Below are 20317 nucleotides of genomic sequence, written 5' to 3'. Positions count from 1 at the left end.
AAGAGAAGTGCTTTTTGGCACTTCTTCTTTTTTTATTCTGTGGACTTCTCACTTAGGACTGGCTTTTTACAGTTTCCATTCCGGAAAGTCTTTTATCTTTTGTTTTTCATACTCCGTCATTCTTGAGTACGAGTGTGACAGTTTTGAAAGGATGTACCCCTGAGGGCTAGCAGTTTCCTCGTGATCGTTAACCTCTTGTAGTTTGATATTGGTAAACATAATAGCTATTTGTGCTAAACTCTCGATTGTGTCCATCAATTCAGGGTTGTCATTGTAATTTTTCTTGGCAATGGCATAAACAGTATCCAGTCTGCTCCTTATGTGCTTAAGTGTTTCCGCGTCAAATTGGTCTTTTTTCATTACATTTCACCCCTTATAACTAAAGCATATGGAATTTCAAGGGATATGGAACTACTAAAATAAATAATTATTAACATGAATAAACTCGTTTATTAGAAAAAAGGCATTTTCCCTTTTGCAAAAGAGAAAACGCCATTTTTCACTGATTGATTATTTTATAAAATATTGATAACAGACAACTGCCTCTACCTGTTTAAAGCCCTCCTGAATATATAGAGCCTGGGCACGCTCATTCTCTCCGTTTACACTAAGGATGGTGCGTTTATAGCCTTTTTCCTTGGCAAACCTTAAAGAGGCTCTTAGCAGGCTTCTTCCTAACCCGCGGCCTTGATACTCAGGCAAAATCGCGACAGGTCCAATGTTCATAATAGGTGCCTCATCATATCCATCATCGGCTCCTCTTATCACTCCTACCGGTTTTTCCTGATCGAACAGGATCATCATGCCGCCTTCAAGGTAATCATCATCGGTTGACAGCTTTTTTACCCCCTCAGTGGTGAGCGGTGTTTCACTGCCTTTCAGAGTTGAAAAAGCAGCATTTCGTACCTTTAGCCAATGCTCTTCATCCTGTCCTGGACGAAAAGTTCTAACCTCGTAACCGTCTGGGATTTCGACTTCTGGTATTTCCAGGTCCTCTCTTACCAGCAGGAAAGCATATCTTTCCACAGAAAACTTCAAGCCTTCTATCATCTCTATCAATTTTTTATTTACTACTGGGATAAACAGAAAAACCTTATCTAGGTCAGTTGTATGTTGTAAGACTGCCTCTAGAAGCTGCCGATAGCAGAGCATATCTTGAGTTTCGCAATGAAAAATACGAAAGCGGGCCCTTTTTCCACGTTTATGATAATCATCCATGACCAGCGAAGCTGTTCCGACTATTTCATCCTGCTCATTTAATGCAAGATAAGTAGGATTTTCATCATCCACGACAAACTCCCGTAATTCAAAATCATACAAATAGGAATCATCAACCTCTGATCTATGCTTTTTACAATAAGCAACAAAATCAGAAACTCTCTCTTTCTCTAACGATACAACCCTCATCTGCTCCCCCTCCTATAAATCTTTATGGCATTCAATTAAGATTTAGGCTGAAATAACTCCAGAGTCTCCCCGTCTGGCCCCTTAAAGAAGATATACTTACTTCCATTGGTCAATGTAGAAATTTCATCACTTGTAAAATGTACCTTCGAACTTCTAAGACGTTCAATTTCTCCTTCAATGTCGTCCACTGTAAACGCAATATGATGAACCTTCCCTTCATCAGGAAAAGTATTGTTCTTCCCACAAATAAGTTCAACAATGACCTGTCCACTAGCACGATCACCTAAAAAGGCTAACCCAGTAGATTCATTCGCATCAAACCTATCCAGCAAATCCAATCCTAAAACATCCTGATAAAAACCAATAGAAACCTCCAAATCACTCACCATCACACCAACATGCTCTAACTTCTTAACTGCCATAAAAAAACCTCCTTTTTATGGTGCCTGTCACCATTTATGCAAATTGTACCACTTATACATTCATTTATGTATGAAACCTCTTGTAACGGTTCAAACTGTGGTTGAGAAAAAGGGGGACGTAATAATGCGAAGTTGGTTTATTTTTATTTGGTGCACGGCCATTTTGATTTTTACTTGTACCTCAAGCTTTCATGATTTTATCGAATTTGGTGTTGTGAGGTTCCATTGGGACGCTCATCCAACCTTTTCTGATTTCCTGTCACCACTCCCCTATGACCTTAGTAAAGGATTCCTTTTGCAAAAGTTTGGCCATATAATCGCTTTTCACGTTCTTACTGTCTTGTTGTTAATGAAATTTAGATCTCATATGATAATCCTCGCTTTGGCTGCTTCCTTTGCGTCTCTAACTGAGTTTATGCAATTATATTTTAATCGTGGTGGAAGGGCTTTTGATATTGGATTTGATTTACTAGGTATTTTATTGACGTTATCGATTGCAAGCCTGTTTAGGATAAAACATTCCAATCGCATCAATTTAAATAATTAAAGCACTTATACAGAATAAAACTACCTTTCACTTAATTTTCAGTTATAATTAAGCAAAAATAAATAGTTTCTATATACAAATGAGGTGTAGTTTTGTGGAGTGGAAAATTAACAAAGTTGAAAAAGACCAAGTAGACCGATTTGAGATTGTTCAGGAAGATGTAACCCTTCCAAACCAAACAGATATGCATTTCTCTTATGTGAATTTTTCACAGGGTGTTTGTATTTTGCCGATAACGGAGGACGGGAAGGTTATATGTATTCGGCAATATCGTCATGCAGTCAAGGAATGGCAATGGGAATTACCTGCAGGAGCCATTGACCCTGAAGACAAAGAACCTCTTTCAGCAGCCAAAAGAGAACTTGAGGAAGAAACTGGCTGCCAGGCTAAAAACTGGATCAATCTAGGCAGTGTTTACCCCTCCCCTGGGTCGACAAGTGAGCAGATTTTCCTTTTTGCTGCAACCGACCTCATAAAAAAAGAGCAGCAGCTTGAAGCCACCGAACAGATAGACCTACATATCATCGAAATGAACGAGCTAAATCAGCTAATTAGTAGCGGGGAATTCAAACACGGCGCCGGACTCGCAGCCATCCTTCGTTACCTCATAATAAATGATTAAATAGAAAAAGGGTTTTCAGCACAGCACGTGCCAAAACCCTTTTTTTGTTTAATAAAGCATCATTGATGGCAGGCACCAAAACCAACCATTCTCCATTTCAGAAGGAATGCTACTCGCGGACACTGTCCGCCTCAGGTGGACAGTGTCCACGAGTGGTGACAGGCACCATCCAACGCCACCATCCACCAGAAAATATTTTATTTATTCTAACTATGATGTATTATAGTAATATTAAATTTGAACGTTATGAGGGGGATTTAGGATGAGGTTGTCTGGTGAGGAGTTGGAGGTTCTTTCGATTCTGGAAGAAAATCATAGGATTCCGGTGCAAGATATTGCGTTGATGGTGAATTCGAGTGTGGAGGATGTTTCGGCGATTATTAAGAAGTTGGAGGATGAGAAAATCATTGTTAGTTATCCGGCTTTGATTGATTGGAGCAAGGTGGCCGGCGAGGAAAATATCGTCGCGATGATTGATGTAAAAGTGACCCCGAAACGCGGGGTAGGTTTCGATGAGGTGGCGGAAAGAATTTATCGTTTTCCTGAGGTTACATCTCTTTATCTCATGTCCGGTGCGTATGATTTATCGATTACGATTGAAGGTAAAACAATGAGTGAGATCGCTAGGTTTGTGTCGGAAAAGCTGTCGACGATTGATAATGTTATTTCCACAACCACTCATTTCATGTTAAAAAAATACAAACATGATGGTGTCATTTTTGGCGAAAACAATGATCGCGATCGTCGGATGGTGGTTTCACCATGATGAAGGAACACCAACACTATTTATCTGGAATGGTAAAAGAATTAAAACCATCTGGAATCAGGAAGTTTTTTGACCTTGCGGCCTCGATTAAGGGAGTCATTTCCCTAGGTGTTGGGGAGCCAGATTTTATTACCCCATGGAGCATACGAGAAGCAGCAATTCTATCTTTAGAAGAGGGCTATACTTCCTACACTGCTAATCCCGGCTTGTTAGAATTACGACAAGAAATTTCAGGATATTTAAACAAGCGGTTTGGGGTCCAGTATAATCCTGTCGACCAAGTGATTGTAACCGCTGGTGCCAGCCAAGCCATTGACCTAACCTTCCGCGCCATTCTAAATCCTGGTGACGAGGTACTGATTATTGAACCGGCTTTCGTTTCATATGCACCATTAGTTACGTTGGCAGGCGGGAAGCCAATCCCGGTCTCAACACATCCAAGTAATGGCTTCAAGCTAACACCTGAACAAATTGAAAACGCGATTACGACCAAAACAAAAGCCATTTTGCTCTGTTCACCAAATAACCCGACAGGAACCTATTTAAACAAAGAGGAACTTACAAAAATTGCTGGAGTGGTTGAGAAACACGACTTACTTGTTATCTCTGATGAAATCTATGCAGAATTGACCTATGATGATGAATATACAAGCTTTGCTTCGATTGAGGGTATGTATGATCGAACCATCCTAATCAACGGCTTCTCCAAAGGATTTGCGATGACAGGCTGGCGACTAGGGTTCTTAGCAGCTCCTCAGCCGTTTACCGAACAAATGGTAAAAATTTTACAATACACAACGATGTGCGCACCGCATATGCTGCAGCACGGCGCCATCGAGGCTCTACGAAATACCTATCACGAAGTGGAAAGCATGAGAAGAAGTTATCGTAGAAGACGTAATTATATTGTTCAATCGTTAAACAGTATAGGGCTGGACTGTCACACTCCAGGCGGAGCCTTCTATGTCTTCCCTTCCATTAAAAAAACCGGTATGAGCTCAGAACAATTTGCAGAAGAACTTCTGCTTGCAGAAAAAGTAGCCGTTGTTCCTGGCAGTGCTTTTGGCGAAAGTGGCGAAGGGTACATCCGCTGCTCCTATGCCACCTCTATGGAACAACTCCAAGAAGCAATGCAGCGAATCAAGAGGTTTATGGACTCCTTGGAATCGAAAGAGAACCGTGTCCAAGAGCTTTCTACAAACAATTAAAAGCTATAAAAAAACGTCAAACCCCAAGGGGCATGACGTTTTTTCTATTTGGAGAGTTTTGTTAGTAACACCACTGCCAAATTTATGGTAAGATTTATTTATTTCAAACAGTTATCCATCAAGAAAAGAGGAAAGAAATGAACCATCAAGATAATTCCAGATCTATAGTCATACCGCTTACGATTTCAATTATAGCGATATCGTTCTCAGCCATTTTTGTAAAATGGTCGGACGCACCTGCTTCCGTTTTAAGCATGTATCGCATGCTGCTTGCAAGTCTATTAATGCTTCCGATCGTCTGGAAAAACCGCGAAGAATTTAAAAAAATCACAAGAAATGATTGGGTCTTTTTATTTTTATCAGGTCTGTTTTTAGCCCTGCATTTTGTCCTTTGGTTCGGTTCGTTAAAATTAACTACCGTCGCTAGCTCAACCATTATTCTTGCCTTGCAGCCGATAGTATCGTTGATTGGCGGTTACTTCTTTTTTAAAGAACGAACAACAAGTTCCGCTTTGATGACGATGGGAATTGCGATAATTGGTGCCATGATGATTGGCTGGGGTGACTTTGCTTTGAGTCAGGACGCCATTCTTGGCGATATCCTTTCCTTCTTAAGTGTCATTGCCGTAGTAGTTTACTTAATGATCGGTCAAAGTATCGTGAAAAAAGTTTCACATTGGATTTATAGTTTTAGTGTGTTTTTTATTGCCGCTATCGTTCTATCAATCTATAACCTTAGTGCAAGTGTTGCATTTAGCGGCTATCCAGCGAAGGAATGGGGAATATTCCTCTTACTCGCAACCGTTCCGACAATCAGTCACATCATCAATAACTGGCTCTTAAACTATGTTAATGCTACAACCATATCAATGAGTATTTTAGGTGAACCTGTGGGTGCGACGATATTGGCAGTGATATTATTAAATGAACACCTTGCCAGCTGGCAAATTGCCGGTGGAATGCTCGTGCTTCTTGGTGTATTTTTCTTTTTAACGCAGCAGCAAAAAAGGATTCCTATTAAAGGAACCGTAAACACCGGGACTTAAAAAAAACCTCCATTAGGGGGTTTTTCTACTGTTACAGGCTGTTATCCATCGACACCCTTGTCTTCTTCTCATAAAATAAGAAAAAACGAAATTATGGAGGAGATGAAATGTACAAAGTATTTGCCGGCTCTTTCAAGTCAAGGGAAAATGCACAGGAACGAGTAGCCTTCCTGCGCTCAAAGGGAATCCAATCCTTTATTGTATCCACCGTCATTTCTGGTGAAACTTGGTTTCGCGTACAAGCAGGTGCCTTTTCTACCAGGGAGAACGCAGATAAACGAGTAAATGAAATCAAGGCAAAGACAGGAATAAATGCTTTCATCCAAACAGATAACGTTCGTTCCAGCACAACTTCTAATACAGTTCCAAGTCCCCCCGGTATTGATCTCAATCCATCCTCAATTTTAGGTCCTACCCAGCTTTCTGCTGAACAAATGAATGCATATGTAAGGACGATAAACCCTCATGCACCCTTGTTAGGAGAATATTACAAAACATTCGGAGAGTATTATGGGATTAAAGGGGATGTTGCGTTTGCACAAGCCCTGCAGGAAACTGGCTATTTTCGGTTTACAGGGGATGTTAGGAGTAGTCAAAACAACTTTGCAGGAATTGGTGCCACGGGTGGCGGAGCAAGGGGAGCCGGTTTCAACACACCCGAGGAAGGTGTACTTGCACATCTCCAGCACTTATATGCTTATGCTACCACAGCAGCATTACCCGACAAATACCCGTTAGTTGACCCCCGCTTTCATCTTGTAAATAGAGGTTCGGCAACAACATGGACCGCCTTGAACGGAAAATGGGCTGTTCCAGGTACCACCTACGGTCAGTCAATCTTGAGTATCTATCGAAGAATGGCTGAAGCTTAAAAAATATCGATAAGGTTAACTAAAGCCAGGCAATAGGCCAGGCTTTTGTTTTTCACTTCCCCGACATGATTAATGAGCCTTTTATACTAATTATCTATTAATTTTTTACAAATTCGTGATATGATAAGAGCAAATTCAGATAATTAGAGGAAACTGTATGAACAGAAAAGGGCAAATTACGCTAGTGCTAATATCGGTGCTTTTTTCCAGCTTCCAAACCCTTGTGGAGCATGAACGTTTTTTCACGGTAGACTTTCTTATTTTTACAGGGATTGCTTGGCTGGTTGGATGGCAATATGACCGGGCACGTTTCTTTGGAAAAAAAGCGCGTGATAGTGAAGAAAGCTATAGACAATTAATAGATTCATTGCCAAAGTCAGTCATTATTCACCAAGATAACAAGGTCATCTATGTAAATAAGGAAGCCCTAACGATGATTGGTGCAAAGCAGAAGGAAGAAGTAATCGGAACTTCTATTTATAATTATATTTTTCCAGAATATAAGGATCGACTAATAGAACGCCTGAATCAAGTAAAAAAAGAAGTCCTTCCGTTAAACAATATTGAATACAAATTTAAAAAGTTAGATGGTTCGGTATTTGACTTTGAAGGCTCTTCCATGTTCATTACATATGGCGGAAAAGAAGCTATATTGTCAATCGGAAATGATGTCACAAAAAGAAAAGAACAAACCGAACAACTCCTGCAAAAATCAGAAAAGTTGGCGCTTCTTGGTCAAATGGCTGCAGGTATAGCCCATGAAATCCGAAATCCACTTACCTCCATTAGAGGCTTCATTCAATTATTCAAAAGCGAGACACATCAGGAAGAGTACTATGATATTGTGTTATCAGAGCTTGACCGAATCAATAACATCGTCGGAGAATTTCTTGTACTTGCAAAACCAACCGCTGCTGTTTTTGCCGAAAAAGATGTAAAGGAATTAATTAAAGATGTTGTTACCCTGATTAATACGCAATCCATCTTAAACAATGTCCAAATCTTCATAGAATTTGAATGCAATTTACCCAAAATAAGCTGTGAAGAAAACCAATTAAAACAGGTCTTTCTAAACCTGCTAAAAAACGCAATAGAAGCCATGCCTACCGGCGGAAATATAGATGTAAAGGTTAAGACAAAGGAAGAAGGGAAAATTTCTATCCAAATTATCGATCAGGGAATTGGGATTCCAAAGGATCGAATTCCGACCCTCGGTGAACCCTTTTATACGACAAAGGAAAAGGGAACTGGCCTCGGACTTATGACATGTTATAAAATCATTGAAAGCCATAGCGGTCAATTAACGATTGAGAGTGTAGTAAATGAAGGAACGACAATCGAAATTATTCTGCCAACCATCACCCAGCGAGTTTTTAGCCTTACTTAAGAAACCTTCAGTTATGAGGGTTTCTTTATTATGTAGTAAAATAAGTACCAAGGAGGCGAAGAGAAATTGGACAATAGAGAGATTGTTTATTTAAGCAAGGGATTGCCCAAAACGAATTTACATAAGGATGAAACGTATATATCTGGAATCTGGAAAGAACAATGTGAAGAACTTTTTGCAGGCTTCGATCAGATAAGTGGCGACCAGGTGGCAAATCCTGAGTATCATGGCGGAGCAGAACGTGTCGTCTGCGTATATCCCTTCGAACATTATGAGCATTGGGAAAGTGTTTTTGGTAAACCACTAACACCCTCTGCATTTGGGGAAAATTTAACTCCCATTGGCATGAAGGAAGACCAGGTATGTATTGGAGATGTTTTTCAAATTGGCGAGGCAGTCCTGCAGGTGTCCCAAGGTCGGTATCCTTGTTCAACCATTAATAAACGGAATAATAATAACCTCTTATTAAAAAGAATTGTGGAAACCGGATATACCGGATATTTTTTCCGAGTGCTAGAAGAAGGAAAAATAACAGCAGACGCTCAGATAAAAAAGCTGGTTTCACATCCTGAGCAAATCACGGTCTCCTCTATTCATCATCTCTATTTCCATGATCCATCACCATCGGTTGAATTGATTGAAAAAATAGTCGGGATTGAAGAATTGGCACATCAGTGGCGAACGTATCTCCTTGATTTAAAAGAGAAGATTGAGAAACTCCCGGGCTAAGCCTGGGAGTTTATTTGGTGAACAGCTTTAAAAATTGGCTATAGCCTTCTTCTTCAAGTTTATCTTTTGGTACAAATCGGAGTGCAGCCGAATTAATGCAATACCTAGCGCGGTCAGGACCAGGACCATCATCAAACACATGCCCAAGATGGGAATCAGAGGTTTTGCTTCGCACCTCAATCCGCCTCATCCCATGTGAGGTATCAAACCTTTCCTCTAGCTCATAACGCCTTAATGGCTTGGTAAAACTCGGCCAGCCGCAGCCGGCATCATATTGGTCAAGTGAACTGAAAAGCGGCTCACCTGAAATGATATCTACATAAATTCCTTCTTCTGTGTTATTCCAATATTCATTTTTGAATGGTGGCTCTGTGGCATTTTTTCTAGTCACATTAAATTGAATCGGGGTTAGTTCTTTTTTTAGATCCTCATCACTTTTCCGCTTTTTCCAGTTTTCACGTATGAACTTAGCACGCCCTGAACCCTCTCGATAGTGGTTATAATGAAAAGGCATTTTTTTATAATAGTCCTGATGTTTCTCCTCTGCTCGGTAAAAGGGGCCAGCAGGCAGGATCTTTGTTACAATCGGCTTTTGAAAACGACCGCTTGCAGCGAGCTCTGCCTTTGCGTTCTCCGCCATCTCCCTTTGTTCTTCTGTGTGATAAAAAATCGCCGTCCGGTACGATAGACCGCGATCATTAAATTGCCCGCCCTCATCGGTTGGGTCGATTTGCTGCCAGAATATCTCTAGCAATTTCTTATAGGGAAAAATGTCAGGGTCAAAAGCAATTTGAACCGCTTCATAATGTCCCGTTGTATCCAAGCAAACTTCCTCATATGTCGGGTTTTCCTTATGTCCGCCTGTATAACCCGAAGTCACTTCTATAATCCCAGGCTGCTCGTCAAACGGCGATACCATGCACCAAAAACAACCGCCTGCAAACGTTGCGATTTCCGTCATTGGATCAACTCCTTTTATATTTTCTGACACCCGCCAGTATTTTTGCCATCCGCAACTAATTCCAGCTATGATGCCTGGCGGACTACTTTCAGAAGAAGAAACTAAAACCGTCACAAAATGGCTTTTAGATAAATAAACGGTTAGGGATTCCTAACCTTTTTTCAGGCTCATTTCATGCTTTCGTATTTACTTCACCAAATTTTTCGGTGTTTCTCCCTGTAAACCCTGGAGTAAATTTTCAGCAGCGAGTGACGCCATTTTAAGTCTTGTGTTCACACTAGCACTGCCAATGTGTGGCAGGGCCACAACATTTGGAAGGCTGAGAAGAGGGTGGTCTGTCCTCAGCGGCTCTTCTTCAAATACATCAATCCCTGCACCCCAAATAACCCCTTTTTTCAAGGCTTGATAAAGAGCCTCTTCATTCACAATCCCGCCGCGGGCCGTATTAACCAAGACAGCAGTCGGTTTCATAAATGATAACTCTTCAGCACCAATGTAATCCTTCGTCTCCGGTGTAAAAGGCATTAATACGCAAACAAAGTCCGATTCCCGCAGTAATTTTCCTTTGTCCACATACTCAATACCAAGCTGTTCCTCGACTTCACGCTTTCGGGAGCGGTTATGATAGTAAACTTTCATATCAAATCCGCTCGCTCTCCTAGCGAGCGCCTCTCCAATCCTGCCTAATCCGAAGATTCCCAAGGTAGCGCCATATATATCCTGCCCAGTTAATTGCATCGGCGACCAGGTTTTCCAATTTCCCTCACGCAAATAATCGGAGGCTTCTACCAATCTCCTAGACGCGGCCATTAACAACGCAAAGGTTAAATCCGCTGTCGTCTCCGTTAATACGCCAGGTGTATTCGTTACCATTATCCCTTTCTCTGTTGCTGCAGCCACGTCGATATTGTTATAACCAACCGCCATATTACTAACAATTTTCAACTTCCCCCCCAATTCTAAAAGGGGTCTGTCGATACTCTCTGTTAATAAACAGTAAAGACCCTCGACATCCTGAATCTCCTTTTCAAGGATTTCTCTAGGAACAGGTTCCTCTTCTTTCTCCCACATTTTCACTTCACAAACCTCTGCTAACCTTGAAACAATAGGTTCCGGCAACTTCCGGGATATGTAGATTTTTGGTTTCAACTTGGTATTCACTCTCCAAAAATAAAAATGATGGTAAAAAATTCATATTTTAGGATAAACTTCCGCACCCACTGACACGTTTCGACAACCTCTCACACCGCTAAATGGTAAGATAGTCTTGCTTTTATTCAAGTAATATGAAATGTATCTAATTTTTCATGGGAGTGTCATGGATGGATTGGTTGGTTAGAAAAAAACTATATATTTACTATACACTTTTTCATACTCTTGGTTATTATATCTTGCTTTTTTTCTGGCAAAAGAATGGAGCAGTCAATACAACTGGGGAGAATCTATTTTTACTAGCTGCCCCACTTACCTCATCTATTATTTTATATTTCATTTACCGAAAACAGAAAACGAATGAAAAATATCTATGGCTCTTCCTCTCACTAGGATGTTTTTTCAACTTTATGACTGTGATGACAAGTCGTTATTTTTCACAAAAAGAATTTCTTTATCTTGAATGGAATAATTCCTTTTATATTCTTCAAATCGGATGCTTTCTTATAGCGTTTATTTGCAAAATCCGAATAGATGAACACCATCATCTTTTAAAATTCACTTTTGATACCTGTATTATTATGGCTGCAGCGATTGCATTTAGTTGGCATTTCATCATCCGTGATCTCCAAACTCAACATATTTTTATAGGATATCCTATTGGAGATTTGATCCTTTTTTTTGGGGCAATGATTTTCTACTTAGGATCAGAAAAATTATCCCCTTTTCGAGTTTTAATACTTTCTAGCTTATTGATTCAAGTGATCGCTGATTGTTCCTATCTTATTTTTACGATGATGAATATCCCTTTTTCAGAAGGTTTATTTCATCCATTATGGTCACTTTCACCTTTATTACTGGGGATTGCAGGAACATTGGCAATAGCAAATGGCGATACATCTCCAGCAACGAAAAATAAGATCCATTCTTTAAAAGAATCTATCACTCTAAGATTATTATTGCCTTACATAAGTGTAATCCTTTTATTTATGATTATGATTTCCCAACATCATGATTCAATCAGTTTAATTATAGGGTCAGCGGCAGCTATTCTCTTTCTAATCGTACGGCACATTTTTGCTTCCCTAGAAAATCAAACATTGTTGGCAAAATATCACGAACTTACAGAGGAATTAGAGCTAAAAATTGTGGAGAGGACGGAAGAGCTAAGCTCAAAAAACCGGCAGCTCCTTTCTGCAGCACGGAAAATGAAATACATGGCCTACCATGATGTACTAAGCGGGCTGCCAAATAGAAGGATGTTTTTGGAAAGGCTGAAGACAGCAATGGATGAAGCGAAGAGGAATCATTATAAACTAGCGGTTATCTTTATTGATTTGGACCATTTTAAAAATATTAATGATACACTGGGGCATGAGTTTGGAGACCTACTGTTAAAGCATGTTACCAAAGAGATGGCAAAGAGCGTCCGTAGGATTGATACGATTTCTCGACAAGGCGGGGATGAATTTACCGTCTTACTAAATCGAATCCGTTCGGAGGAGGATGTCATTCCATTAGTGGAACGAATGCGATCGATTGTGGCAAAACCCATCACCATTCAAGGTCAAGAATTACACGTCTCCATGAGTATTGGGATTGCTTTTTACCCAAGTGACGGAAAAAGCACCGAAGAGCTAATGAAAAATGCAGACATGGCCATGTATCGTGCCAAAGAAGAAGGCAGGGATAATTACAAATTTTATTCAATGGATATGAATAAAGCAATTTCGAGAAAAATGGCACTTGAAAATGGTTTGAGGAAGGCGCTAAAAAATGATGAATTTGTTCTAAATTATCAACCGCAAGTGAGTTTACACACCGGTGAAATTGTCGGAGTAGAGGCATTACTTCGGTGGAATACAACGGAAACCGGTATGGTATCTCCGAATCAATTTATACCTGTTGCTGAAGAGTCGGGGCTGATCATTCCAATTGGGGAATGGGTCCTAAAAACTGCCTGTATACAGGGGAAAACTTGGCATGATAATGGTCAAAGCGATTTAAAAATAGCAGTAAACCTCTCCCCCGTACAATTCCTTCACGATAATTTGGTTGGGACGGTCATTAACGCTTTAAAGACATCTGACTTTAATCCAAATTATTTAGAGTTAGAAATAACCGAAGGCGTTGCTTTTACGAATGCAGAGGCAGCCATAAAAAAAATGCAGGCTATACGAGAGTTAGGCGTGCGAATATCCATTGATGACTTTGGTACAGGATATTCTTCTTTAATGTATCTTAAAAGCTTTCCAATAAACACTTTAAAAATTCCTAAACCATTTAACCAGGACATCATGAGAAGCCCAAAAGACAAAGCATTAGTAGAAACGATAATCTACCTTGGCCACAGCCTCGGGTTATCCGTGATTGCGGAAGGAATTGAGAGTAACGAACAGCTACGTTTTCTTAAAGAACACCATTGTGATGTGGTTCAGGGTGACCTGTATAGTAAACCATTAACGGTAGTGCAAGTAAGTGCTTTGATTGAAAATAAAAACGCTGTAAAAATTTCATGATTCGGATAAAAAGGTATAGACCCTTCTTTTAAACAAACACTATTCATATCGTATGTTAAAAGGAGACTGTATTGTGATGTCATATAAGATAACCAACATGATTATTGATGATGATTTTGATAGTGAGGAATATGTAACAGCAGAGTTTATACATGATCAAACCAATTACAGCATTACGTTTAAAAAGGCAGACCTAGAAATCATTAATGCTTGGGTATATAAAGATGGCACATCCCTGCCGGCTAATTTATCCGATACAATGATTGAATCGATTAGGGATGATATAAAAAAGAGAATTTAGCTCAGAGCTGGTTGGTTACTCCAATCAGCTTTTTTATGGATTTGTATATTTCACTGATATATATTAATTATGTATATCAACTAATGGAGGATACGAAGCTGAAGAAAAAACTAAAAAGGTTGCTCATTTTTCTACTTTTGTTGTCTTTATTTATTTTTCTAAACAATAGTTCTATTTTTGCGAAGGATCGTAAGGGTGACCCTCTGCTTCTCGCACACCGCGGATTAGGACAAACCTTTAGTATGGAAGGAATCCAAGGCGATACATGTACGGCGGAACGCATTTTCAAACCTGAACATTCATACATAGAAAACACAATCCCTTCAATGGAAGCTGCGTTTGAAAATGGAGCTGATGTAGTTGAATTGGACGTGAAACCTACAAAAGACGGGCAATTTGCTGTTTTTCATGACTGGACGCTGGAATGCAGAACAAATGCAGAAGGAACTACAAAGGATTTTACAATGGCTGAATTAAAGCAATTTGATATCGGCTACGGTTATACAGCGGATAACGGAAAAACCTATCCATTTCGCGGGAAAGGCGTTGACCTTATGCCATCCCTCGATGAAGTGTTAGACCATTTTCCAGAGGGTGCATTTTTAATTCATATCAAAAGTGATGATCCTGAAGAAGGAATCCAACTTGCAAATGTGCTCACAAAACTGCCTGAAAAACACTTAAGTCAAATAACTGTTTATGGCGGGGACCAGCCCATTGCCACGATAAAAGAAGAAATCCCTAATCTTCGCGTCATGTCAAAAGCCACGTTGAAAAGCTGTCTTCTTCCTTATATGGCAGTCGGTTGGACAGGATATATTCCTTCAGCGTGTGAAAAAACACAATTGCATATACCAGAGAAGATTGCTCCTTGGTTATGGGGTTGGTCCGAAAAGTTCTTAAACCGGATGGACAGTGTCGATACGCGGGTGATTGTGGTTGCCGGTGATGGCGGCTGGTCGGAGGGCTTTGATACTCCTGCAGATTTAAAAAGACTTCCTGCTAATTTTAGCGGCGGAATCTGGACAAATCGGATTGATCAAATTGCCCAGCATATAAAATAAAGGTGGACCGCAAAAAGTCCACCTTCTTTTCTTATATCATTTGCTTGATTAATTCCTTATTACGCTTTTTAAATGCCTCATGATGTGAAGAAACCATCGCGACTTTAGCGGCGTCAGGCTGAATAAACTGCTTCGCTTTATTTACGGCATTGGCTGCATCCTGAAAGGCGCCGGCAATCAGATTGATTTTACCCTCGTACATAAGAATATCCCCTGCAGCATAAAGACCCTCGACAGAAGATTCGCTTGTTGCGTTTCCGGCGATATAATAATTATCTACTCGATCAATTGACAGTGCACTATTTTCCAATAAAGTTGCGTCCTGTTCGTATCCATGACTAATTATCACTTCATCTACAGACAAGTAGGAAACATCACCTGTGTCGTGGTTCGTTAATTCTACTTTGGCGATTTCATCGCGTTTGCCATTGGCGATTAGTTTGGTGATCGAGGATTGAAAGAAACATTCTACTGAGCTTTCAAGTAGCTTTGTTGCCTGCGCCTCTTGTCCATGCCCACCCAATTCCTCTTTTCGATAAGTTAAGTAGACTTTTTTCGCTATCGATTCTAATTCATTTGCCCAGTCTACGGCAGAATTTCCACCACCGGAAATGATGACCGTTTTGTCTTTGAACTGTTTAAAGGATTTAACAGTGTAATGTAAATTAGACACTTCAAATCTCTCGGCACCTTCAATCTCCAGCTTTTGTGGATTTAAAATGCCGCTGCCTATGGCAACAATCACTGTTTTTGAAAAATGCTTTTGTCCAGAAGATCCTGTTAAAACAAAGTTTCCTTCTTCGTTACGCGCAATTGACTCTACTTTTTCATTCAAAACAACGGTTGGACTAAAGGTTAACGCCTGTTCAACAAGTTGTTCCATTAACTTTGCTCCGGTAATTGGTGTTAAACCGCCGACATCCCAGATCATTTTTTCTGGATAGACGTGAATCTTTCCACCTAATTCTGGTTGGTATTCAATGACCTTTGTTTTCATTTCTCGTAGTCCACTATAAAAGGTGGAATAAAGCCCCGCAGGTCCACCGCCAATAACCGTTACATCAAACAATTCTTGTTGTTCCATTTCCGTCCACTCCTAACCAACTGTAATTGATTATCATTATCAATAAGATTAATGGATTTCCCTTCGCTTTACAATACATATTTTTTGAAAATTCGGTGGCTCCAAAATTTGTCGATTTTTTGACAAGGATAGAATATACAACAAACCTTTATTTAATAAGGAAATGAGACTCTTATCAATAAACACTATTAAAGACATAAAAACTGTTCACAAAATTGTAATTGACAATCATTATCACTCACCTTTATAGTAAGGTCATACTAAACTGATAATCATTATCAACTATTAACTAGTAACTAACACAAAAGGAGGATTACAATGGTTCGCCTCTCTACTGATAACCTAAGCATTGGCTATGGTGAACGTTTAATTGTCAAAAGTCTAAGGATCGAAATTCCAGATAGGAAGATTACAACCATTATCGGACCAAATGGCTGTGGAAAATCGACTTTATTGAAAGCAATTACACGGATCATCTCCCACCAATCTGGATCCATCCTGTTGGACGGAAAAGATATCTCAAAAGTAAACACCAAGATTCTTGCGAAGCAAATGGCAATCCTCCCACAAACACCTGAAAGTGCAAGTGGACTAACAGTGGGAGAGCTTGTATCCTATGGCCGCTTCCCTTATCAAAAAGGCTTTGGCCGCCTTACAAAAAAAGATTATGAAGTGATCGACTGGGCCTTAGAAGTAACAGGAACTATTGATTATAAATTTCGTCCGGTTGACGCCCTATCAGGCGGACAGCGCCAGCGCGTGTGGATTTCCATGGCACTGGCACAAGAAACAGAAATTATTTTTCTAGATGAACCAACTACTTACCTGGATATGGCTCATCAATTAGAAGTCTTAGAGCTTCTGCAAAAATTAAATCACGAGCAGGAACGGACGATTGTCATGGTCCTTCATGATTTAAACCAGGCAGCTCGCTTTGCAGATCATATCATCGCCTTAAAAGACGGTGAAATCGTAAAAGCAGGGAATTGTGAAGAAGTCATCAGTCATAAAGTACTCAAAAAGGTATTTAATATTGACGCTGTTATCGGCCACGACCCTCGTACAAAAAAACCAATGTGCGTAACGTACAATTTACTAAAAGGAGAAACCAAACATGAAAAAACTACTACTGCCCTTTATTCTGCTCGCAGCGTTAATTATTAGTGCCTGCGGTACAGATACTTCAACAAAAAAGGAAAACGCAGCACCTGCTGAAAAGAAATCAGAAACGATTACCTACCAATCAGAAAATGGACCTATTGAAGTTCCTGCAGATCCACAGCGCGTTATTCTACTATCCGGCTTCACGGGTAATGTCCTCTCTCTTGGCGTGAATGTTGTCGGTGTAGACACATGGTCTAAGAATAACCCGACATTCGAAAAAGAAATGAAAGATGTTGCAGAAGTTTCCGATGAAGACCTCGAAAAGATTATCGAATTAGAACCAGACTTAATTATTGGTTTATCCAATATTAAAAACGTTGATAAATTAAGTGAAATTGCCCCTACTGTTACCTATACTTGGGGAAAAGTTGATTATTTAACACAGCACATCGAAATTGGTAAACTATTAAATAAAGAAAAAGAAGCTAAAAATTGGGTGGACAACTTCAAGAAAGAAGCTGAAAGTGCCGGCGAGGAAATCCGTGCAAAAATTGGTGAAGACGCAACCGTATCGGTTATGGAAAGCTACGGAAAAGATCTTTATGTATTCGGAAGCAACTGGGCACGCGGAACAGAAATCCTCTATCAAGCTATGAAACTAAAAATGCCTGAAAAAGTAAAGGAAGTTGCTGAATCATCAGGCTACTTTACTCTATCTGCGGAAGTAATACCTGAATATGCAGGAGATTATTTAATCTTGAGTAAATACTCTGACGCTGATACTTCCTTCCAAGAAACCGAAACATACAAAAACATTCCGGCTGTAAAAAACAATCGCGTTTTTGAAATGAATGGTCAAGGTGCTTCTTTCAGTGACCCAATCACACTTGAAAAGCAGCTTGCATTCATTAAGAAATCATTTTTAGGTAATTAATATTAAGAAGAGGAATCCTTTCACAGGATTCCTCTTCCCCCTATTCTATGAAAGAAAAGATGAGAGAGTTATGACGAATGAAAATCGACGTTCCATTCCTTTTGGCTATAAACTAATAATCGGATTGCTTGTATTTGCCGCAATGTTTGTCCTTTCGATGACCATGGGAGCTGCAGATATTTCTCTCCACAACGTATGGCAGGCACTATTTTCAGATGGTAAGGGTGAAAAAATATCCATCATTCGTGAAATCCGTCTGCCTCGTGAAATCGCTGCCATCATTGTTGGGGCTGCCCTTTCTGTCTCCGGAGCAATTATGCAGGGAATTACGAGGAATCCCCTGGCTGATCCAGGGCTACTGGGTTTGACCGCCGGGGCAAATGCTGCACTTGCATTCATCCTTGCTTTTATTCCTTCTGCAAATTATTTCAGTGTCACCATCGCCTGCTTTATTGGAGCAGCGGTAGGAACCACGATGGTATTCGGCATTGGTGCGATGAGAAAAGGCGGCTTTTCTCCACTAAGAATTGTATTAGCCGGAGCAGCCGTTTCTGCTTTCCTTTATGCCATTGCAGAAGGAATTGGTATTTATTTTAAAATATCAAAAAATGTCTCGATGTGGACCGCTGGAGGTATGGTCGGCACTACATGGGGGCAGCTCCAAATTATTGTTCCCTTCATCCTAGTTGGGTTACTAGTATCCTTCTCTTTATCAAGGCAGCTCACGATTCTTAGTTTAAATGAAGAAGTGGCCGTGGGATTAGGTCAAAAAACAACACAAATAAAGGTCATTCTCTTTATCGCAATCATTTTATTAGCAGGGGCTTCTGTTGCCCTAATAGGAAACATGGCTTTCATCGGCTTAATGGTTCCCCATGTTGTTCGAGCAATGGTTGGGACGGATTACCGTTTTATCCTCCCCATGTCGGCTATCACTGGAGCCACCTTTATGCTTTTTGCCGATACACTTGGCCGGACCATGAATGCTCCCTTTGAAACACCTGTGGCGGCGATTGTGGCAACCTTGGGATTACCTTTCTTTCTTGTGATTGTCCGTAAAGGAGGTAAGGCATTCTCATGATTCACCCATCGTTAATTAGAAAACAACGAATTACTTTCATTAGTTTACTTGCATTAATTTCGATTACTCTCGTAGTTGGGTTGGGCTTAGGTCCGGCCTCTCTTTCTTACGATAGGCTGATTCCTACCCTCGTTGGTCAAGGTAGTTTCAAAGAGGAATTTGTGTTATTTTCGGTTCGATTACCGCGAATCATCATTACCCTCTTAGCTGGAATGGCACTAGCTTTATCAGGGGCGATTTTACAAGGAATCACCCGTAATGATTTAGCTGACCCTGGTATTATTGGGATTAACTCTGGTGCAGGTGTTGCTGTTACTGTTTTCTTTTTGTTTTTTCCAATCGATTCAGGTACGTTTGTTTATATGCTTCCAGTTGTTGCTTTCGTTGGTGCATTGCTGACTGCCGTTCTGATCTATCTATTCGCGTACAGCAAAACCGAAGGAATGCAGCCAGTACGGTTGGTGTTAATCGGGGTTGGATTTTCCATGGCACTTTCAGGAGCCATGATTGTCCTGATTTCTTCCGCTGAACGGGCAAAGGTTGATTTTATTGCGAAATGGCTAGCAGGGAATATTTGGGGAACTGATTGGCCGTTTATTTGGGCACTCCTCCCTTGGCTCGTTGTCCTGCTTCCTTTTACATTATATAAAGCCAATAGATTGAATCTGCTTAGTCTTAGTGAACCAGTAGCCATCGGTGTTGGTGTTTCGATTGAGAAAGAGCGAATTGTACTTCTTATAACTGCCGTTGCCCTTGCAGCCTCTGCGGTTTCGGTTACGGGAGGAATTACCTTTATCGGTTTAATGGCGCCACATATGGCAAAAGCGTTAGTAGGACCGCGAAATCAATTATTTATACCAATTGCAATTCTGATTGGCGGCTGGCTTCTAGTGTTTGCTGATACTGTTGGGCGTAATATCATGGAATCCGCTGGAATCCCTGCGGGTATTATGGTTGCATTAATTGGAGCACCGTACTTTGTGTATCTGTTATTAAAAAAGTAAGGCGCAATCCTTGAAAAAGGATGCGCCTTACTTTTTTTTAATTTTATCAATGTATTTGGATTTTCTAATATCAATGTTTTTTATAATAGTCTTTAATACCTCGGATT

The 20317-nt window shown here is 40.2% G+C and carries 21 protein-coding genes; 15 read left to right on the top strand and 6 right to left on the bottom strand.

The genetic code is table 11. The features are described from left to right. Positions 1-66: 66 nt before the first annotated feature. From QFZ31_RS24705 to QFZ31_RS24695, 3 genes are all read right to left on the bottom strand, one after another. Complete coding sequence (locus QFZ31_RS24705) at positions 67-360, bottom strand: hypothetical protein (protein WP_307308079.1); 294 nt, start codon at positions 358-360, stop codon at positions 67-69. Positions 361-510: 150 nt separating this feature from the next. Further along, positions 511-1407 (bottom strand): GNAT family N-acetyltransferase, encoded by an 897-nt coding sequence (locus tag QFZ31_RS24700; protein ID WP_307308077.1) that lies wholly within the window; start codon positions 1405-1407, stop codon positions 511-513. Between the two features lie 35 nt (positions 1408-1442). Continuing rightward, on the bottom strand, positions 1443-1829 hold the full coding sequence (locus tag QFZ31_RS24695) for a VOC family protein (RefSeq protein WP_307308074.1): 387 nt from the start codon (positions 1827-1829) through the stop codon (positions 1443-1445). A gap of 124 nt (positions 1830-1953) precedes the next feature. On the opposite strand from QFZ31_RS24695, the gene QFZ31_RS24690 reads away from it, so the two are divergent. From QFZ31_RS24690 to QFZ31_RS24655, 8 genes are all read left to right on the top strand, one after another. Continuing rightward, the gene (locus tag QFZ31_RS24690; RefSeq protein WP_307308071.1) at positions 1954-2376 is read left to right on the top strand and encodes a VanZ family protein; all 423 of its coding nucleotides are present in this window, start codon (positions 1954-1956) and stop codon (positions 2374-2376) included. A gap of 94 nt (positions 2377-2470) precedes the next feature. Beyond that, positions 2471-2998, top strand: coding sequence for an NUDIX hydrolase (locus QFZ31_RS24685; protein ID WP_307308069.1), 528 nt, complete (start codon positions 2471-2473; stop codon positions 2996-2998). A gap of 262 nt (positions 2999-3260) precedes the next feature. Continuing rightward, a complete protein-coding gene (locus tag QFZ31_RS24680; RefSeq protein WP_179595122.1) occupies positions 3261-3764 on the top strand; it encodes an Lrp/AsnC family transcriptional regulator in 504 nt (167 codons plus the stop codon). Continuing rightward, the gene (locus QFZ31_RS24675; RefSeq protein WP_373459880.1) at positions 3761-4972 is read left to right on the top strand and encodes an aminotransferase; all 1212 of its coding nucleotides are present in this window, start codon (positions 3761-3763) and stop codon (positions 4970-4972) included. The genes QFZ31_RS24680 and QFZ31_RS24675 overlap by 4 nt, the downstream gene beginning before the upstream one ends. A 113-nt stretch (positions 4973-5085) precedes the next feature. Continuing rightward, positions 5086-6018, top strand: a complete 933-nt coding sequence (locus tag QFZ31_RS24670) for a DMT family transporter (RefSeq protein ID WP_307311777.1) — start codon at positions 5086-5088, stop codon at positions 6016-6018. Between the two features lie 107 nt (positions 6019-6125). Next, on the top strand, positions 6126-6890 hold the full coding sequence (locus tag QFZ31_RS24665; RefSeq protein WP_307308068.1) for an SPOR domain-containing protein: 765 nt from the start codon (positions 6126-6128) through the stop codon (positions 6888-6890). A gap of 157 nt (positions 6891-7047) precedes the next feature. Further along, entirely contained in the window at positions 7048-8277 is a 1230-nt protein-coding gene (locus tag QFZ31_RS24660) for an ATP-binding protein (protein WP_307308067.1), read from the top strand. Positions 8278-8343: 66 nt separating this feature from the next. Beyond that, positions 8344-9006, top strand: a complete 663-nt coding sequence (locus QFZ31_RS24655; protein ID WP_307308064.1) for an MOSC domain-containing protein — start codon at positions 8344-8346, stop codon at positions 9004-9006. Positions 9007-9016: 10 nt separating this feature from the next. Here QFZ31_RS24655 and msrA read toward each other — a convergent pair whose 3' ends face one another. Both msrA and QFZ31_RS24645 read right to left on the bottom strand, forming a co-directional pair. Next, positions 9017-9967: a peptide-methionine (S)-S-oxide reductase MsrA gene (gene msrA / locus QFZ31_RS24650; protein ID WP_307308061.1), complete on the bottom strand. Its 951-nt coding sequence runs from the start codon at positions 9965-9967 to the stop codon at positions 9017-9019. Positions 9968-10153: 186 nt separating this feature from the next. Beyond that, positions 10154-11116, bottom strand: a complete 963-nt coding sequence (locus QFZ31_RS24645) for a 2-hydroxyacid dehydrogenase (RefSeq protein ID WP_307308059.1) — start codon at positions 11114-11116, stop codon at positions 10154-10156. A gap of 173 nt (positions 11117-11289) precedes the next feature. Here QFZ31_RS24645 and QFZ31_RS24640 point away from each other — a divergent pair, with 173 nt between their 5' ends. The 3 genes from QFZ31_RS24640 to QFZ31_RS24630 all read left to right on the top strand — a co-directional run bounded on the left by QFZ31_RS24640 (position 11290) and on the right by QFZ31_RS24630 (position 15003). Further along, a complete protein-coding gene (locus QFZ31_RS24640; protein ID WP_307308057.1) occupies positions 11290-13638 on the top strand; it encodes a putative bifunctional diguanylate cyclase/phosphodiesterase in 2349 nt (782 codons plus the stop codon). 76 nt (positions 13639-13714) lie between these two features. Then, on the top strand, positions 13715-13939 hold the full coding sequence (locus tag QFZ31_RS24635) for a hypothetical protein (RefSeq protein ID WP_307308055.1): 225 nt from the start codon (positions 13715-13717) through the stop codon (positions 13937-13939). 83 nt (positions 13940-14022) lie between these two features. Then, entirely contained in the window at positions 14023-15003 is a 981-nt protein-coding gene (locus tag QFZ31_RS24630; RefSeq protein ID WP_307308053.1) for a glycerophosphodiester phosphodiesterase family protein, read from the top strand. 31 nt (positions 15004-15034) lie between these two features. On the opposite strand, the gene QFZ31_RS24625 is transcribed toward QFZ31_RS24630, so the two are convergent. After that, positions 15035-16087, bottom strand: a complete 1053-nt coding sequence (locus tag QFZ31_RS24625; RefSeq protein ID WP_307308052.1) for an NAD(P)/FAD-dependent oxidoreductase — start codon at positions 16085-16087, stop codon at positions 15035-15037. A gap of 318 nt (positions 16088-16405) precedes the next feature. Here QFZ31_RS24625 and QFZ31_RS24620 point away from each other — a divergent pair, with 318 nt between their 5' ends. The 4 genes from QFZ31_RS24620 (at position 16406) to QFZ31_RS24605 (ending at position 20210) form a co-directional block, all read left to right on the top strand. Next, positions 16406-17251, top strand: coding sequence for an ABC transporter ATP-binding protein (locus QFZ31_RS24620; RefSeq protein WP_307308050.1), 846 nt, complete (start codon positions 16406-16408; stop codon positions 17249-17251). Continuing rightward, positions 17202-18125, top strand: a complete 924-nt coding sequence (locus tag QFZ31_RS24615) for an iron-hydroxamate ABC transporter substrate-binding protein (protein ID WP_307308048.1) — start codon at positions 17202-17204, stop codon at positions 18123-18125. The genes QFZ31_RS24620 and QFZ31_RS24615 overlap by 50 nt, the downstream gene beginning before the upstream one ends. 70 nt (positions 18126-18195) lie before the next feature. Beyond that, positions 18196-19206, top strand: a complete 1011-nt coding sequence (locus QFZ31_RS24610; RefSeq protein ID WP_307308046.1) for a FecCD family ABC transporter permease — start codon at positions 18196-18198, stop codon at positions 19204-19206. Further along, the gene (locus tag QFZ31_RS24605; protein ID WP_307308044.1) at positions 19203-20210 is read left to right on the top strand and encodes a FecCD family ABC transporter permease; all 1008 of its coding nucleotides are present in this window, start codon (positions 19203-19205) and stop codon (positions 20208-20210) included. Before QFZ31_RS24610 ends, QFZ31_RS24605 begins: the two co-directional genes overlap by 4 nt. Positions 20211-20317 lie beyond the last annotated feature (107 nt).

It is taken from the genome of Neobacillus niacini, assembly GCF_030817595.1.
Taxonomy (GTDB): Bacteria; Bacillota; Bacilli; order Bacillales; family Cytobacillaceae; genus Neobacillus; species Neobacillus niacini_G.
Note: the sequence above shows the minus strand (reverse complement) of the source record. Positions and strands in the feature narration are given on the sequence as shown.

Bases quoted from the DNA above. Each gene is read 5' to 3' on its own strand.
- QFZ31_RS24705 (WP_307308079.1), bottom strand. From the start codon at position 360: ATGAAAAAAGACCAATTTGACGCGGAAACACTTAAGCACATAAGGAGC.
- QFZ31_RS24700 (WP_307308077.1), bottom strand. From the start codon at position 1,407: ATGAGGGTTGTATCGTTAGAGAAAGAGAGAGTTTCTGATTTTGTTGCT.
- QFZ31_RS24695 (WP_307308074.1), bottom strand. From the start codon at position 1,829: ATGGCAGTTAAGAAGTTAGAGCATGTTGGTGTGATGGTGAGTGATTTG.
- QFZ31_RS24690 (WP_307308071.1), top strand. From the start codon at position 1,954: ATGCGAAGTTGGTTTATTTTTATTTGGTGCACGGCCATTTTGATTTTT.
- QFZ31_RS24680 (WP_179595122.1), top strand. From the start codon at position 3,261: ATGAGGTTGTCTGGTGAGGAGTTGGAGGTTCTTTCGATTCTGGAAGAA.
- QFZ31_RS24675 (WP_373459880.1), top strand. From the start codon at position 3,761: ATGATGAAGGAACACCAACACTATTTATCTGGAATGGTAAAAGAATTA.
- QFZ31_RS24665 (WP_307308068.1), top strand. From the start codon at position 6,126: ATGTACAAAGTATTTGCCGGCTCTTTCAAGTCAAGGGAAAATGCACAG.
- QFZ31_RS24660 (WP_307308067.1), top strand. From the start codon at position 7,048: ATGAACAGAAAAGGGCAAATTACGCTAGTGCTAATATCGGTGCTTTTT.
- msrA (WP_307308061.1), bottom strand. From the start codon at position 9,967: ATGACGGAAATCGCAACGTTTGCAGGCGGTTGTTTTTGGTGCATGGTA.
- QFZ31_RS24640 (WP_307308057.1), top strand. From the start codon at position 11,290: ATGGATTGGTTGGTTAGAAAAAAACTATATATTTACTATACACTTTTT.
- QFZ31_RS24635 (WP_307308055.1), top strand. From the start codon at position 13,715: ATGTCATATAAGATAACCAACATGATTATTGATGATGATTTTGATAGT.
- QFZ31_RS24630 (WP_307308053.1), top strand. From the start codon at position 14,023: ATGGAGGATACGAAGCTGAAGAAAAAACTAAAAAGGTTGCTCATTTTT.
- QFZ31_RS24625 (WP_307308052.1), bottom strand. From the start codon at position 16,087: ATGGAACAACAAGAATTGTTTGATGTAACGGTTATTGGCGGTGGACCT.
- QFZ31_RS24620 (WP_307308050.1), top strand. From the start codon at position 16,406: ATGGTTCGCCTCTCTACTGATAACCTAAGCATTGGCTATGGTGAACGT.
- QFZ31_RS24615 (WP_307308048.1), top strand. From the start codon at position 17,202: ATGAAAAAACTACTACTGCCCTTTATTCTGCTCGCAGCGTTAATTATT.
- QFZ31_RS24610 (WP_307308046.1), top strand. From the start codon at position 18,196: ATGACGAATGAAAATCGACGTTCCATTCCTTTTGGCTATAAACTAATA.
- QFZ31_RS24605 (WP_307308044.1), top strand. From the start codon at position 19,203: ATGATTCACCCATCGTTAATTAGAAAACAACGAATTACTTTCATTAGT.